This window comes from Variovorax rhizosphaerae, from assembly GCF_037889975.1.
In the GTDB taxonomy this organism is placed as follows: domain Bacteria; phylum Pseudomonadota; class Gammaproteobacteria; order Burkholderiales; family Burkholderiaceae_C; genus Variovorax; species Variovorax rhizosphaerae.
This window is the reverse complement of sequence record NZ_JBBKZT010000019.1, coordinates 38,605-52,739: the sequence shown is the minus strand read 5'-3', so window position 1 is coordinate 52,739 and position 14,135 is coordinate 38,605. Positions and strand designations below refer to the sequence as shown.

The 14,135-nt window shown below is 64.8% G+C and carries 12 protein-coding genes; all 12 read right to left on the bottom strand.

Going from position 1 to position 14,135, the window contains the following annotated elements:
- Nucleotides 1-14: 14 nt before the first annotated feature.
- The 12 genes from WKW82_RS30735 to gyrA all read right to left on the bottom strand — a co-directional run bounded on the left by WKW82_RS30735 (nucleotide 15) and on the right by gyrA (nucleotide 14,125).
- Nucleotides 15-983 carry a TRAP transporter substrate-binding protein gene (locus WKW82_RS30735; protein WP_340346567.1) on the bottom strand — a complete coding sequence of 323 codons (969 nt, stop codon included), beginning with the start codon at nucleotides 981-983 and terminating at the stop codon, nucleotides 15-17.
- A gap of 176 nt (nucleotides 984-1,159) precedes the next feature.
- Nucleotides 1,160-1,675, bottom strand: coding sequence for a ComEA family DNA-binding protein (locus WKW82_RS30730; protein WP_340346566.1), 516 nt, complete (start codon nucleotides 1,673-1,675; stop codon nucleotides 1,160-1,162).
- A gap of 114 nt (nucleotides 1,676-1,789) precedes the next feature.
- Nucleotides 1,790-2,968, bottom strand: coding sequence for a lipopolysaccharide assembly protein LapB (gene lapB, locus WKW82_RS30725; protein ID WP_340346565.1), 1,179 nt, complete (start codon nucleotides 2,966-2,968; stop codon nucleotides 1,790-1,792).
- Nucleotides 2,958-3,302 carry a LapA family protein gene (locus WKW82_RS30720; protein ID WP_340346564.1) on the bottom strand — a complete coding sequence of 115 codons (345 nt, stop codon included), beginning with the start codon at nucleotides 3,300-3,302 and terminating at the stop codon, nucleotides 2,958-2,960. The genes lapB and WKW82_RS30720 overlap by 11 nt, the downstream gene beginning before the upstream one ends.
- A 50-nt stretch (nucleotides 3,303-3,352) precedes the next feature.
- Nucleotides 3,353-3,673 carry an integration host factor subunit beta gene (locus tag WKW82_RS30715; protein WP_340346563.1) on the bottom strand — a complete coding sequence of 107 codons (321 nt, stop codon included), beginning with the start codon at nucleotides 3,671-3,673 and terminating at the stop codon, nucleotides 3,353-3,355.
- 214 nt (nucleotides 3,674-3,887) lie between these two features.
- Entirely contained in the window at nucleotides 3,888-5,576 is a 1,689-nt protein-coding gene (gene rpsA, locus WKW82_RS30710; RefSeq protein ID WP_340346562.1) for a 30S ribosomal protein S1, read from the bottom strand.
- A gap of 189 nt (nucleotides 5,577-5,765) precedes the next feature.
- Nucleotides 5,766-7,775, bottom strand: a complete 2,010-nt coding sequence (locus WKW82_RS30705; protein WP_340346561.1) for a bifunctional 3-phosphoshikimate 1-carboxyvinyltransferase/cytidylate kinase — start codon at nucleotides 7,773-7,775, stop codon at nucleotides 5,766-5,768.
- A gap of 2 nt (nucleotides 7,776-7,777) precedes the next feature.
- The gene (locus tag WKW82_RS30700) at nucleotides 7,778-8,656 is read right to left on the bottom strand and encodes a prephenate dehydrogenase (protein ID WP_340346560.1); all 879 of its coding nucleotides are present in this window, start codon (nucleotides 8,654-8,656) and stop codon (nucleotides 7,778-7,780) included.
- 13 nt (nucleotides 8,657-8,669) lie between these two features.
- A complete protein-coding gene (pheA, locus tag WKW82_RS30695; protein ID WP_340346559.1) occupies nucleotides 8,670-9,794 on the bottom strand; it encodes a prephenate dehydratase in 1,125 nt (374 codons plus the stop codon).
- Nucleotides 9,787-10,905 carry a 3-phosphoserine/phosphohydroxythreonine transaminase gene (serC, locus tag WKW82_RS30690; RefSeq protein WP_340346666.1) on the bottom strand — a complete coding sequence of 373 codons (1,119 nt, stop codon included), beginning with the start codon at nucleotides 10,903-10,905 and terminating at the stop codon, nucleotides 9,787-9,789. Before serC ends, pheA begins: the two co-directional genes overlap by 8 nt.
- The gene (locus WKW82_RS30685; protein ID WP_340346558.1) at nucleotides 10,905-11,480 is read right to left on the bottom strand and encodes a DUF2059 domain-containing protein; all 576 of its coding nucleotides are present in this window, start codon (nucleotides 11,478-11,480) and stop codon (nucleotides 10,905-10,907) included. Before WKW82_RS30685 ends, serC begins: the two co-directional genes overlap by 1 nt.
- 14 nt (nucleotides 11,481-11,494) lie before the next feature.
- Complete coding sequence (gene gyrA / locus WKW82_RS30680) at nucleotides 11,495-14,125, bottom strand: DNA gyrase subunit A (protein WP_340346557.1); 2,631 nt, start codon at nucleotides 14,123-14,125, stop codon at nucleotides 11,495-11,497.
- Between the last annotated feature and the right edge of the window lie 10 nt (nucleotides 14,126-14,135).

Sequence of the window (14,135 nt, the reverse complement as noted above, 5' to 3'; positions counted from 1 at the left end):
GGGCGGGCGCTTCATCATGGCTTCTTGTAAGCGTCGATGATCGCAGCGCCATCCGCGCCGGCAGCCTTCAGCCAGTCGGCCTGCATGATGCCGCCTACCTGGCGCATGTCGGCGTCGAGCTTGGGCGAGGGCTTGTGGATCTTCATGCCCCGCTCGGTCAGCAGGCGCTTGTATTCGGTGTTCTTCTCTTCGGCCACTTTCCAGCCTCGCGCCTCTGCGTCGGCCGCTGCCTTGAGCACGCCGGCCTTGGCCGAGGCGTCGAGTGCGTCGAAGGACTTGGCGTTCACCAGCACCGCGTTCTTGGGGATCCAGGCCTGCGTGTCGTAGAAGTTCTTGAGGCTTTCATAGGTCTTGGTGTCGTAGCCGGTCGAGCCCGAGCTCATGTAGCTTTCGATCACGCCCGTGGCCATGGCGGCGCTGAGTTCGGCCTGCTGGATTTGCACGGGCTGCGCGCCGACCAGTTCCGCGATCTTGGCCGTGGCCGGGCTGTAGGCGCGCCACTTGATGCCGCGCAAATCCGCCACCGAACCGATCTCCTTCTTGGAGTAGATGCCTTGTGGCGCCCATGGCACCACGAACAGCAGCTTGATGCCCTGCGCTGCCAGCAGTTTTTCAATGGCGGGCTTGGATGCGGCGTAGAGCTTCTTCGCCTCGGGATAGGTCGTCGCGACGAAGGGCACGCCGTCGAGTGCGTAGATGGGGTTCTCGTTGGCGAAGTTGGCCAGCAGGATCTCGCCGGCCTGTGCCTGGCCGCTCTGCACGGCGCGCTTGATCTCGGGCGCCTTGAACAGCGAAGCGTTGGCATGCACTGCAACCTTCACCTTGCCGCCGGTGGCCGCATCCACGTCCTTCGCAAACTGCGCAATGTTCTCGGTGTGGTAGTTGGTCGCCGGGTATGCCGTCGGGAGGTCCCACTTGACCTGCGCCATCGACGTGGCAGCAAGGGTGAGGCCGGCAAAGGCGATGCTGAACTTGCGAATCATGGACTCTCCAGAAACGGGTATGAAATGGACATGCGTCGCCGAGATTACGTGCAAATATCGGGCCACTGTTGAGGTGTTTCCCTGCCACGCGAGGGCCAACTCACATTGGATTGCATCGCTGACGGATGCGAAAAAGCCGCCCGAAGGCGGCTCGATGCGGTCAGCGGGTGCGCGGCTTATTTGCCCGATGCGGCCTTTGCGGCCGGGGCTGCCGCAGTCGCCGCACCGGCAACGGCCGGGGCTGCCTGGACCACGACGGGGGTCACGGCGGCCTTCATCGCCGGGCCGCTGGCGGCTGGGGATGCAGCAGGTGTAGCGGCAGGCGTGGTTGCAGGAGGCGCAGAAGCCGTTGCCGCCGAGGTAGCGGCCGGCTCGCTTGCGGCGCTCTTGCCGCTCTTCTTCTTGCCCTCGTCCTTGGACGCCGGCGTGAAGGCCTGACCGTTGATCGTGAGGCCTTCACTCGACAGCTTTGCCGCCGACTTGTCCTTCACACCCTTGACGCGGTGCATGAAGTCGGCCCAGTCCTTGAACTCGCCTTGCGCGCGCGCATCGACGATGCGCTTGGACATGGCGGGGCCGACGCCCTTCAGGCTATCGAGTTCGGCGGCGGTGCCCTTGTTGGCCTCGACTGCAGCGAACGACGAAACGGCAAGCAGCGCGCCGACAAACGCGGTCGCAATTTTCTTGAACATTGGAAACACTCCCTGATTTGTTTGATGTGAAGCTGTCGGGCGCCAAGGCGCGCGACAGCCTGTTTTCAACGGAGTCGGTAGCCGATTCGTTGACCAGCCTCGGCGACGGCAGGACTACAGTTCCTCGACGCGACGCGGCGGATAGCTGTCCCACGCCTGGCAGCCCGGGCAGTGCCAGAAATACTGGTGGGCCTCGAAGCCGCAAGCCGCGCAGCGATAGCGCATCAGCGGACGCGTCGCCTGGTCGAGTGCGCGTTGCACCTGCGGGTGGAACTGCTCGCGCGTGAAGTGCTCGCCGGAGAGCCAGCGCGAAGCGGCCACCAGTGAAGGGTGGTGCGCCAGGTGCGCGATGTAGCCGTCGCGAGGCTCAGGCGGCGCATCCGCGGGCTGGTCCTGGTCGGGCACCTTCGGGTTCCCGCCCATCGCGATGATCGCTTCCAGCACGTCGATCGAAGGTGACGCGGCATAGCGCCGCTGCAGCAGCGCGATCGCTTCACCGGTGCGTTGCGAGGCGACGGCGGACTGCTGCAAGGCAGCCGCAAAGAGGGGCAAGGCCAGCGGCGCAACCTCGCAGAGGTTGGCCAGCGTATCGAACGCGGCAGCCTCGCCGTTGCGCAACTGTAGATTGGCCGTGTCGATGGCAGGCCGCGGCGCCTGCGGCGCCAGTTCCACCGCCTGCCGCAACAGCTCGCCGGCCGCATCGAGGTCGCCTGCTGCAGTCCGTTCCGCCGCCTGCTCGCACAGGTGGTGCGCGCGGCGCGTGGCATAGCTGGCCTGGTCCGATTCGTCGAGCCTCTGCGCCACCATCGCGGCCTGTGCCCATTCGCGCGAGCGTTCGTAGATGGCCAGCAGGGCCAGCCGCGCCTCGGTCTCGTAGCGCGTGCCTTCCAGTTTCTGCAAGGCTGCCTCGGCCCGGTCGAGCAGGCCGGCGCGGAGGAAGTCCTGTGCCAGGGCATGCTGCGCTCGATCGCGGTCGTCCCGACTCAGGTCACCACGACCCAGCAGGTGTTCATGTACGCGTACCGCGCGCTGGTATTCGCCACGACGCCGGAACAGATTGCCGAGCGCAAAGTGCAGTTCCTGCGTATCGGGGTCGTTCTGCACCGCCTCGATGAAGGCGTCGATGGCCTTGTCCTGCTGCTCGTTCAGCAAGAAATTGAGCCCACGGAAGTAGGCCTTGGGCGCTTGGCGGTTCTCCATCTTCAACTGCCGCAAGTCGAAGCGCGAAGCCAGCCAGCCGAGGACGAACGCCAGCGGCAGGCCCGCGAGCAGCCATGTGTAGTCAAAGTCCATGTTGGCGCACGATGGGGAGGTCGGCGGTGGGTGCCGCGGCTACAGCGTCGCCGGACGCGGAAGGCGTCGGCGCAGCCATGGTGGTCGGCGTGGCGGAGGATTCAGCAAGTCGCTGGTTCGCGGCGCCGCTGCGGTGCTTCCACCAGCCCGGCAGCATCCCGAGCGCGCCCACCACCAGCCCGCCTGCAAAGGCCACGAGCACCACCAGCACCAGTGGCGCGCGCCAGTAGGTGCCGAAGAAAAAGTTCACCGTCGCATCGTGCTGGTTGTTCAGCGCAAACGCGAAGAGGGTAAAAAAAATGGCTGCCTTGAGCAGCCACAGGATGTATTTCATCGGGTTCCCCGTTGGCGGCCCGATTCTAGTTTGGTGCCTGCCTGCCGGCGTCAGGGCTTGGTGCGTTGCGCTTGCGCGTCGAGCTCGGCGGTGCGGGCGTCCACGGCTTCGCGCAAGGCCTTGCCGGGTTTGAAGTGCGGCACGCGCTTCTCGGGCACCTGAACGCTTTCACCTGAGCGCGGGTTGCGTCCGATGCGCGGTGGCCGGCGGCTCACCGAGAAGCTGCCGAAGCCACGGATCTCGATCCGGTGTCCGCGCACCAGGGCATCGCCCATGGCATCGAGGATGGTCTTGACGGCGTACTCGGCGTCGCGGTGCGTCAGTTGCGCAAAGCGGGCGGCGAGTTCTTCGACGAGGTCGGAGCGGGTCATGGATTCAGTGCCCGCCCGGCCGCCCGAAGGGCACTGGGCCCCCCCGGGGGGCAGCGATACACGAAGTGATGAGCGTGGGGGTCATGACGGCAGGAAACTGGGAGGCAAAAAAAGGGACAGAGCGGCGAGCTTAACGCCCACCAGTCTGTCCCGTCCGACGGCAATTGATTTCTTCTCCGGACCTGCCGCTTGCACGGCCGATCCGGATTCGAAATTACTTGTTGTCGTTGTTGTCCAGCTTGGCGCGCAGCAGGGCGCCCAGGCTGGTGGTGCCGGCGTTTTCACGCGACGACTGTTGGCTCAGCGTGGCCATGGCGCCTTGTTCGTCGGCCATGTCCTTCTGCTTGATCGACAGCTGGATGTTGCGGGTCTTGCGATCCACGTTCACCACCACGGCCGTGACTTCGTCGCCTTCCTTCAGCACGTTGCGTGCATCTTCCACGCGGTCGCGGGAGATTTCGCTGGCGCGCAGGTAGCCGATGATGTCGTCGCCGAGGTCGATTTCAGCGCCGCGAGCGTCCACGGTCTTAACCTTGCCGGTCACGACTTGGCCCTTGTCGTTCACGGTGGTGAACGTCGTGAAGGGGTCGCTGTCGAGTTGCTTGATGCCGAGGCTGATGCGTTCGCGGTCCACGTCGACTGCCAACACGAGCGCTTCGACTTCCTGGCCCTTCTTGTAGTTGCGAACGGCGGTTTCGCCGGCTTCGTTCCACGAGAGGTCGGACAGGTGAACCAGGCCGTCGATGCCGGCAGCCAGACCCACGAACACGCCGAAGTCGGTGATCGACTTGATCGGGCCCTTGACGCGGTCGCCGCGCTTGGTGTTTTGCGCGAACTCTTGCCACGGGTTGGCTTTGCACTGCTTCATGCCCAGGCTGATGCGGCGCTTGTCTTCGTCGATTTCCAGGACCATGACTTCGACTTCATCGCCCAGCGAGACGATCTTGTTCGGAGCGATGTTCTTGTTGGTCCAGTCCATTTCGGAGACGTGCACCAGGCCTTCGATGCCGGGTTCGAGTTCGACGAACGCGCCGTAGTCGGCAATGTTCGTGACCTTGCCGAACAGGCGGGTCGATTGCGGGTAGCGGCGCGAAACGCCCATCCACGGGTCGTCGCCCATTTGCTTGAGACCCAGCGAGACGCGGTTCTTTTCCGTGTCGAACTTGAGGATCTTGGCGGTGATTTCCTGACCGGCTTGCACCACTTCGCTCGGGTGGCGGACACGGCGCCATGCCATGTCGGTGATGTGCAGCAGGCCGTCGATGCCGCCGAGGTCCACGAACGCACCGTATTCGGTGATGTTCTTGACCACGCCGCGGACAACAGCGCCTTCCTTCAGGGTTTCCATCAGCTTGGCGCGTTCTTCGCCCATGCTGGCTTCGACCACGGCACGACGCGACAACACGACGTTGTTGCGCTTGCGGTCGAGCTTGATGACCTTGAACTCGAGGGTCTTGTTTTCGTACGGGGTCAGGTCCTTGATCGGACGCGTGTCGATCAGCGAGCCCGGCAGGAACGCGCGGATGCCGTTGACGAGGACCGTGAGGCCGCCCTTGACCTTGCCGCTGGTCGTGCCGGTGACGAAGTCGCCCGATTCGAGTGCCTTCTCCAGGGCGAGCCACGAAGCCAGACGCTTGGCGGTGTCGCGCGAGAGGATGGTGTCGCCGTAGCCGTTTTCAACGCTGCCGATCGCAACGGAAACGAAATCGCCGGCCTGGACTTCGAGTTCACCCTTGTCGTTCTTGAACTCTTCGATCGGCACGTAGGCTTCGGACTTGAGGCCTGCGTTGACCACGACGTGGTTGTGTTCGACACGCACGACTTCGGCGGTGATGACCTCGCCGGTGCGCATTTCGGAACGCTTCAGGGATTCTTCGAATAGGTCGGCAAAAGATTCAGACATGTATGTTCCTTCCGTCAGGCAGGGTTTGCAGCAGCACCATTGCCACTGGCTTGGATCTGTAGACGGCGGTTGTGGGCTTGGGGCCCGGTTGAGTTGCAAAAACCAGCAAGCCGATGCGCTGTCGCGCGGCGGGGACCTGCTGGACCGAAATACCCTCCGGCGGACCGGTGGGCTGTACTGACTACCTTTTCAGGGGCTGGCCTTTGTCGGGGCCGCCTGGAAAGGTTGTGCTTGCTGCCACCAGTTCAAGACCTGGTCGACCGATTGCTCGATCGACAGATTGGAGTTGTCCAGGCGGCGGGCATCTTCTGCCGGCTTGAGGGGCGCGACGCTGCGGGATGAATCGCGCAGGTCTCGTGCTTCCAAATCGGAGCGAAGACTGTCGAGTGTAGTCTGAATTCCCTTTGAAATCAACTGCTTATGCCGTCGCTCGGCGCGCTGGGCGGCGCTGGCCGTCAGGAAAACCTTGAGTGGCGCGTCCGGGAAGATCACCGTGCCCATGTCGCGGCCGTCGGCGACCAGACCCGGCAGCTTGCGGAAGCTGATCTGAAGGTCTTTCAGGGCCGAGCGCACGGCGGGCAGGGCGGAAACGCGGGAAGCGTCCATGCCGGCGGCTTCCGAGCGGATCTCGTCGGTCACATCCTCGCCGGCGAGCATCGCCTTGCCGGCGTCGAAGCGCAGCGGAAGGGTGCGGGCCAGATCGGCGATCTGCGTTTCGTGCGCAGGGTCGGCCTCCAGCCCGGCGCGGCGCATGGCCAGGCCGGTGACTCGGTACAGCGCGCCGGAATCCAGGTAGTGGTAGCCCAGGTCATGCGCGACTTCCACGGCCAGCGTGCCCTTGCCGGAGGCGGTCGGGCCGTCGATGCAGATCACCGGCACGCTGAGCGGCCTGACCACTGAGAACAGCGTCTCGAAGTAATCGGGAAAGGTCTTGGCCACGCAATGCGGGTCGAGGATCCGGACCGGGATCGACGCCGGATTGAAGGCCGCGAGCGAGAAGCACATGGCCACCCGATGGTCGTCGTAAGTCTTGATGCTCGCCGCGCGCCAGCCCTTGGCCGCGAGCGGAAACACGCGGATGAAGTCCGGCCCCGCCTCGACCTTCGCGCCGAGCTTGGCTAATTCGTTGGCCATCGCGTCGATGCGATCGGTTTCCTTGACGCGCCAGCTCGCGATGTTGGTCAGCGTGGTAGGCCCGTCGGCATACAGCGCCATCACGGCCAGCGTCATGGCGGCGTCCGGGATGTGGTTGCAGTCCAGCGTGATCGCCTTCAAGGGCCACGCGCCCCGAGAAACCTGCAGCCAGTTCGGTCCGCTCTGGATCTGCGCGCCCATCTGCGCGGCGGCCTCGACGAAGCGGATGTCGCCCTGGATCGACTCGGCGCCCACGCCCTCGATCCGCAAGCCTTCACTGGCGATTGCGCCGAGCGCAATGAAGTAGCTCGCGGACGATGCGTCGGCCTCGACATGGATTTCGCCCGGGGACTGGTACCGGCTCCCCGCCGGAATCGTGAACCGTTGCCAGCCTTCGCGCCGCACATGGATACCGAAGCGCGCCAGCAGGTTGAGCGTGATCTCGATGTATGGCTTGGAGATCAGCTCGCCGACCACGTCGATCTTGATGTCGTGGTGGCTCGCCAGCGGCAGCGCCATCAGCAAGGCGGTGAGGAACTGGCTAGACACGTCGCCGCGCACGCGGATCGGCATGTCGAGTTGCAGCGACTGCAACGTTACAGGATGGATACGAAGCGGCGGATAGCCCGGGTTGCCCAGGTAGTCGATGTGGCAGCCGAGTTGGGTCAGCGCGTCGACCAGGTCGCCGATCGGCCGCTCGTGCATGCGCGGCACGCCGCTGAGTTCGAAATCGCCGCCCAGCAAGGACAGCGCCGCCGTCAGCGGTCGCATCGCGGTGCCCGCGTTGCCCATGAACAGCTTGGCTTGCGGCGTCGACAGCTTGCCGCCGAGTCCGGTGATCCGCAGCGAGCCATCGCCCTGCTCGATGGTGCAGCCCAGTTGCGCCAGCGCGGTGAGCATCACGCGGGTGTCGTCGGAGTCGAGCAGGTCGTGCACCGTGGTCGTGCCGCTGGCCAGCGCGGCCAGCAGCAGCACGCGGTTGGAAATACTCTTGGAACCCGGCAGGCGAACCGTACCGGCCGCCTCCGTCAACGGCGGAATGTCGAGAAATTCAGTGGAGAACATGTTCAGTCGGCAGTCGTGGCGCCGCCGGATTGCCATTGGGTGCGCACACGCCGGGCCGATTCGATGGCGTTCTCAAGGCCTGTCGCGTCGCCGGTGGCCACCATGAGTTCAAGGCTTTCGAGCGCCTCGCGGAAGCTGCGGGCCTGGGCCAGCACTTGTTCGCGGTTGGCCAGCAGGATGTCGCGCCAGACGGCCGGGTCGCTGGCCGCGATACGCGAGAAATCGCGAAAGCCCGGCCCTGCCAGACGCAGGAAGCGCTCGCCGTTCTCCTGTCCCGCGATGCCGTTGATGAAGGCGAAGGCCAGCAGATGAGGCAGGTGGCTGACGGCGGCAAATGCGCTGTCATGGTCTTCGTGCGACATCTGCACGACGTCCGCGCCGACAGCCGTCCAAGTGCGTGTCGCGGTCTGCACCAGCGAGCGGCGCGTGGCCTTGACCGGCGTCAGCACCACCTGCCGGCCCTTGAACAGGCCTGCTTCCGCATGCTCGATGCCCGAGACCTCCTTGCCGGCGATCGGGTGCGCCGGCACGAAGCAGCCGAATTGCTCTTGCAAGCCGCGCCGCGCCGCCTCGATCACGTCGCCCTTGGTCGAGCCCACGTCCATGACGAGCGTGCCGTCCGAGATGCCGTGGCGGATGGCCTTGAAGGTGGCCTCGGAGGCGGAGACCGGCACTGCGATCAGCACCAGGTCGGCGCCCGACACGGCCAGCAGGGCCGAGGGTGCCGCCACGTCGATGGCGCCGAGTTGCTTCGCGCGTTCGGTGGTCGAAGGCGACTTGCTGTAGCCGACCACCCGCTTGACCAGCTTGGCTTTCTTCAGCGCCAGCGAGAAGGAGCCACCTATCAGGCCGCAGCCGATCAGTCCAAGTTGCTCGACCATGAGGAGATGGGTTTCAGGCGGTCACGGGGTAGGCGCCCAGCACCTTGTAGAAGGCGCAGAGGGTTCGCAACTCGGCCAGTGCGGCCGCGACGTGCGGTTGCGACGGATGACCGTCGAGATCGATGTAGAAGTAGTACTCCCACTGCCCCGTGCGCGCCGGACGCGACTCGAAGCGCGTCATCGACACGCCATTGGTCTTCAGCGGCACCAGCAGGTCATGCACCGCGCCCGGACGGTTTGGCACCGAGACGATGAGGCTGGTGCAGTCACGCCCGGAGGCCGGCGGCATGGCCAACGTCTGCGGCAGGCAGATGATGGCGAAGCGGGTGCGGTTGTAGGCGTCGTCCTGAATCGCATGGGCCACGATGTGCAGGCCGAAGCGGGTCGCGGCGCGCTCGCTCGCCAGTGCTGCCCAGGCCGGATTCTCTGCGGCAAGCCGCGCACCCTCGGCGTTGCTCGACACCGCGCGTCGTTCGACACCCGGCAGGTGCTTGGACAGCCAGCTCTGGCACTGCGCCAGCGCTTGCGGATGGGCGAGCACCGCCTCGACGCCGTCAAGCGTGTTTTCCTTGCGCATCAGGTTGTGACGCACCAGAAGGCTGACTTCGCCGACCACGTGCGTCGGCGTATGCAGGAACATGTCGAGCGAGCGCGTGACCACGCCTTCGTTCGAGTTCTCCACGCCCACCACGCCGTACTGCGCGCTGCCGCTGGCGGTCGCATGGAACACTTCGTCGAAGTTGGCGCAATAGACCAGGTCGGCCGCGCCGCCGAAGAATTCGATGGCGGCCTGCTCGCAAAAGGTGCCTTCGGGTCCGAGCACCGCCACGCGTTGCGGCGACTCGAGCGCGAGGCAGGCCGACATGATCTCGCGCCAGATGGCCGCCACGTGGGGAGCCTTCAGCGGCCCCGGATTGCTGCGCTCCATCTTGTCGATGACCTGCGCGACACGGTCGGGCCGGAAGTAGGGCGTGCCCTCGCGCTTCTTGATCTCGCCGACCAGTTCGGCGACATGGGCGCGCTCGTTCAGCAGGCTGAGGAGCTTCTGGTCGAGCGCGTCGATCTGCACGCGCAACCCGGCCAGGCTGGCAGAGTTGTCGACGGGATTGGGAGAAGGGGGTGGGGCGTTGTCAGGCATGCGATTGCTCAAATTCTCGCATGCAGTCGACCAGCGCCTGCACGCCCGAAAGCGGCATGGCGTTGTAGATGCTGGCCCGCATGCCACCGACCGATTTGTGGCCCTTCAATTGCAACAGGCCAGCCTCGCGTGCCTTGGCCAGGAAGGCGTCGTTCCGGCTCTCGTCGGCCAGGAAGAAGGGGACGTTCATGCGCGAGCGGCAATCCGGGCTCACCTTGTTCAGGTAGAAGCTTGAGCCGTCGATGAAGTCATAGAGCAGCTTCGCCTTGGCGATGTTGCGCTGCTCCATCGCCTCGACGCCGGTGAGCGCGCCTTCGGTCTGCTCGCGCAGCCACTGGAAGGTGAGTCCGGCCATGTAGATGCCCCAGGTCGGCGGGGTGTTGTACATGGACTGGTTGTCGGCCACCGTCCTGTAGTTGAAGGCGCTCGGGCAGATCTTCAGCGCATGGCCGAGCAGGTCGTCGCGCACGACCACGATCGTGAGCCCGGCCGGGCCGAGGTTCTTCTGCGCGCCGCCAAAGGCCAGCCCGACGCGATTCCAGTCGACCGGGCGCGAAGCCACGTGCGAGGAGAAATCGATTGCCAGCGGCGCGTTGCTGCCCAGCGCAGCCAGGTCGGGCAACTCCTGGAATTCGATGCCGTTGATGGTCTCGTTGGTGCAGACGTGTACATACGAGGCATCGGCACCGAGCTGCCAGCTGGCCGCATCAGGCAGCGCCGTGTGGCAGTCAGCGGCATTGGTCGCAGCGATGCGCGCGTCGCAATAGCGCTGCGCTTCCTTGTGCGACTTGATGCTCCAGCTGCCGGTGATCACGAAGTCGGCCTGGGTGCCGCGCGACAGATTGAGCGGCACGATGGCGTTCTCGCCGAGCCCACCGCCCTGCATGAACAGGACGTGGAAGTGCTCGGGGATCGCCAGCAAGGCACGCAGGTCGCTTTCCGCCTGCGCCAGGATGATGCCGAACTCCTTGCCGCGATGGCTCATCTCCATCACGCCCATGCCGCTGCCCTGCCAGTCGAGCATTTCGTCGGCGGCGCGGCGCAGCACGGCTTCCGGCATGGCAGCCGGGCCGGCGGAGAAGTTGTATGGACGCTTGCCCGCTGCGGGCATCACTTCTTGGCGGGCGCCTTGCCAGCCGCGGCCGGGGCCGGGCCGGTGGGTGCGCCGAGGGCCTTGGCCACGGCGGCATCCAGTGCGCGCATCTTCGGCTCGATGGTCGGCTTGGTTTCGGCCACGAGCTGTTTGGTCAGGGCATCGCGAAGCTTGGGATTGACTTCTTCGTACTTCTTGCTGAGTGGCGATTGCAGCCAGGCGATCAGTTGCTTGAGTTCGTCTTCAGTGAAGGTTTCGCTCAGGACCGGGCCCAGCGCGCCAGGGGCCAATGCCACGGCCTTGTCACGCACGTAGGGGTAGGCGTCGTCGAAATACTTCTTGAGCTCGGCGTCGGCCGCCTTGGCTGCTGCCTCGCGTTTCTCGGCCGGCACCTGGGTTTGCAGGTAGCCCGAGCCGGCTTGTGCGATCTGGGCGCTGGAGTCTTCGACGAGCACGCGTGCCAACACTTCGATGCCGGGACGTTGCAGGTCGATGAATTGCTTGACCAGGGCGGCCTTGCCGTCTTGTGCCCAGCCGATGGAGCTGGTGGCGGCCATGGCGGTGGCGAGGATGGCGAGCTTGAGTTTTTTCATTCGGCAGTTTCCGTTCAGGATGTTGGATTGGTTTCTTCGGGATTGGAGTCGGCGTCGGTGTTGGCGTCGTTCTCCACGATGCGCTGCAGCCCGCTGAGCTTTGCGCCTTCGTCGAGTCCGATCAGCGTGACGCCTTGCGTGGCACGGCCCAGTTCGCGGATTTCCGCGACCCGGGTTCGCACCAGAACACCCTTGTCGGTGATCAGCATGATCTCGTCGTCGGCATGAACCAGCGTCGCCGCGACGACCTTCCCATTGCGCTCGCTTTGTTGAATCGCAATCATGCCTTTGGTTCCCCGGCCATGACGCGTGTATTCGGTAATGCTTGTACGTTTACCGTAACCATTTTCCGTGGCGGTCAGCACGCTCTGCTGCTCGTCCTCGGCAACCAGCATGGCGATCACGCCCTGTGTGTCTTCCAGCATCATGCCGCGCACGCCGCGGGCATTGCGGCCCATCGGGCGCACGTCGTTCTCGTCGAAGCGCACCGCCTTGCCGCCGTCGGAGAACAGCATCACATCGTGTGCGCCGTCCGTCAGCGCGGCGCCGATCAGGTAGTCGCCCGGATCGAGGTCGACCGCGATGATGCCGGCCTTGCGCGGGTTGCTGAACTCGTCGAGCGTGGTCTTCTTGACCGTGCCCATCGAGGTGGCCATGAACACGTATTGGTTGGCCGGGAAGGTGCGCTTCTCGCCGGTCAAGGCCAGCACGACGTTGATCTTCTCGCCTTCCTGCAGCGGGAACATGTTGACAATCGGCCGCCCGCGCGAGCCGCGCGAACCCGCCGGCACTTCCCACACCTTGAGCCAGTAGAGCCGGCCGCGGTTGGAGAAGCACAGGAGGTAGTCGTGCGTGTTGGCGATGAAGAGCTGGTCGATCCAGTCGTCTTCCTTGGTGGCTGTGGCCTGCTTGCCGCGGCCGCCGCGCTTCTGGGAGCGGTATTCGCCCAATGGCTGGCTCTTGATGTAGCCGCTGTGCGAGAGCGTGACGACCATGTCGGTCGGCGTGATCAGGTCTTCAGTCGAGAGGTCGAAGGCGCTGTGCTCGACCTGACTGCGGCGGGCGCCCAGCTTGGTCTGGCCGAACTCGGTCCGGATGGTGCCCAACTCGTCGCCGATGATGATCGAGACGCGCTCCGGCTTGGCCAGGATGTCGAGCAGGTCCTCGATCTCCGCCATCACTTCCTTGTACTCGACGACAATCTTGTCCTGCTCCAGACCGGTCAGGCGTTGCAGGCGCATCTGCAGGATTTCCTGCGCTTGCGTTTCCGACAGGCGGTAGAGGCCGTCGCCGCCCATGCCGAACTCGGCTTCGAGGCCATCGGGACGGTAGTCGTCCGCATTCACCACGCCGCCGTCTGCGCGGGTGCGCGTGAGCATCTCGCGCACCAGCTTGCTGTCCCAGCGGCGCGTCATCAGCTCGGCCTTCGCGACCGGCGGGGTCGGGGCATTGCGGATGATCGCGATGAAGTCGTCGATGTTGGCCAGCGCGACCGCCAGGCCTTCCAGCACGTGGCCGCGTTCCCGGGCCTTGCGCAGGTTGAACACGGTGCGGCGTGTGACGACTTCGCGGCGGTGCTGCAGGAAGACCTGGATCAGGTCCTTCAGGTTGCACAGCTTGGGCTGGCCGTCGACCAGCGCCACCATGTTCATGCCGAAGGTGTCTTGCAGCTGCGTCTGCTTGTAGAGGTTGTTGAGGACGACCTCCGGCACCTCGCCGCGCTTCAGTTCGATCACCAGCCGCATGCCCGACTTGTCGGACTCGTCCTGGATGTGGCTGATGCCTTCGATCTTCTTCTCGTGCACCAGCTCGGCCATGCGCTCCTGCAGCGTCTTCTTGTTCACCTGGTAGGGCAACTCGTCGACGATGATGGCCTGCCGCTGGCCGCGATCGATATCCTCGAAGTGGCAGCGCGCGCGCATCACGACCTTGCCGCGACCGGTGCGATAGCCTTCCTTGATGCCGTTGATCCCGTAGATGATGCCGGCCGTGGGGAAGTCGGGCGCGGGCACGATCTCCATTAGGTCGTCGATGCTGGCGTCGGGGTGGCGCAGCAGGTGCAGGCAGGCGTCGACGACCTCGTTCAGGTTGTGCGGCGGGATGTTGGTGGCCATGCCCACCGCAATGCCTCCAGCGCCATTGACCAGCAGATTTGGCAGCTTGCTCGGCAATACCGCGGGCTCTTTTTCAGAGCCGTCGTAATTGTCCTGAAAATCGACCGTTTCCTTGTCGATATCGCCGAGCATTTCATGCGCAATTTTGGCGAGGCGGATTTCGGTATAGCGCATCGCTGCGGCCTGGTCGCCGTCGACAGAACCGAAATTGCCCTGACCGTCCACCAGCATGTGGCGCATCGAGAAGTTCTGCGCCATCCGCACGATGGTGTCGTAGACCGACTGGTCGCCATGCGGGTGGTACTTGCCGATCACGTCGCCGACGATACGGGCGGACTTCTTGTAGGGCCGGTTCCAGTCGTTGTTGAGCTCATGCATCGCGTAGAGCACGCGACGATGCACCGGTTTGAGGCCATCCCGGGCATCCGGAAGGGCGCGGCCGACGATCACGCTCATCGCGTAATCGAGGTAACTGCGACGCATCTCCTCTTCGAGACTAATAGGTAAGGTTTCTTTGGCGAACGAGGTCATGAGCGGCACG

Bases quoted from the DNA above. Each gene is read 5' to 3' on its own strand.
- WKW82_RS30735 (WP_340346567.1), bottom strand. From the start codon at position 983: ATGATTCGCAAGTTCAGCATCGCCTTTGCCGGCCTCACCCTTGCTGCC.
- WKW82_RS30730 (WP_340346566.1), bottom strand. From the start codon at position 1,675: ATGTTCAAGAAAATTGCGACCGCGTTTGTCGGCGCGCTGCTTGCCGTT.
- lapB (WP_340346565.1), bottom strand. From the start codon at position 2,968: ATGGACTTTGACTACACATGGCTGCTCGCGGGCCTGCCGCTGGCGTTC.
- WKW82_RS30720 (WP_340346564.1), bottom strand. From the start codon at position 3,302: ATGAAATACATCCTGTGGCTGCTCAAGGCAGCCATTTTTTTTACCCTC.
- WKW82_RS30715 (WP_340346563.1), bottom strand. From the start codon at position 3,673: ATGACCCGCTCCGACCTCGTCGAAGAACTCGCCGCCCGCTTTGCGCAA.
- rpsA (WP_340346562.1), bottom strand. From the start codon at position 5,576: ATGTCTGAATCTTTTGCCGACCTATTCGAAGAATCCCTGAAGCGTTCC.
- WKW82_RS30705 (WP_340346561.1), bottom strand. From the start codon at position 7,775: ATGTTCTCCACTGAATTTCTCGACATTCCGCCGTTGACGGAGGCGGCC.
- WKW82_RS30700 (WP_340346560.1), bottom strand. From the start codon at position 8,656: ATGGTCGAGCAACTTGGACTGATCGGCTGCGGCCTGATAGGTGGCTCC.
- pheA (WP_340346559.1), bottom strand. From the start codon at position 9,794: ATGCCTGACAACGCCCCACCCCCTTCTCCCAATCCCGTCGACAACTCT.
- serC (WP_340346666.1), bottom strand. From the start codon at position 10,905: ATGCCCGCAGCGGGCAAGCGTCCATACAACTTCTCCGCCGGCCCGGCT.
- WKW82_RS30685 (WP_340346558.1), bottom strand. From the start codon at position 11,480: ATGAAAAAACTCAAGCTCGCCATCCTCGCCACCGCCATGGCCGCCACC.
- gyrA (WP_340346557.1), bottom strand. From the start codon at position 14,125: ATGACCTCGTTCGCCAAAGAAACCTTACCTATTAGTCTCGAAGAGGAG.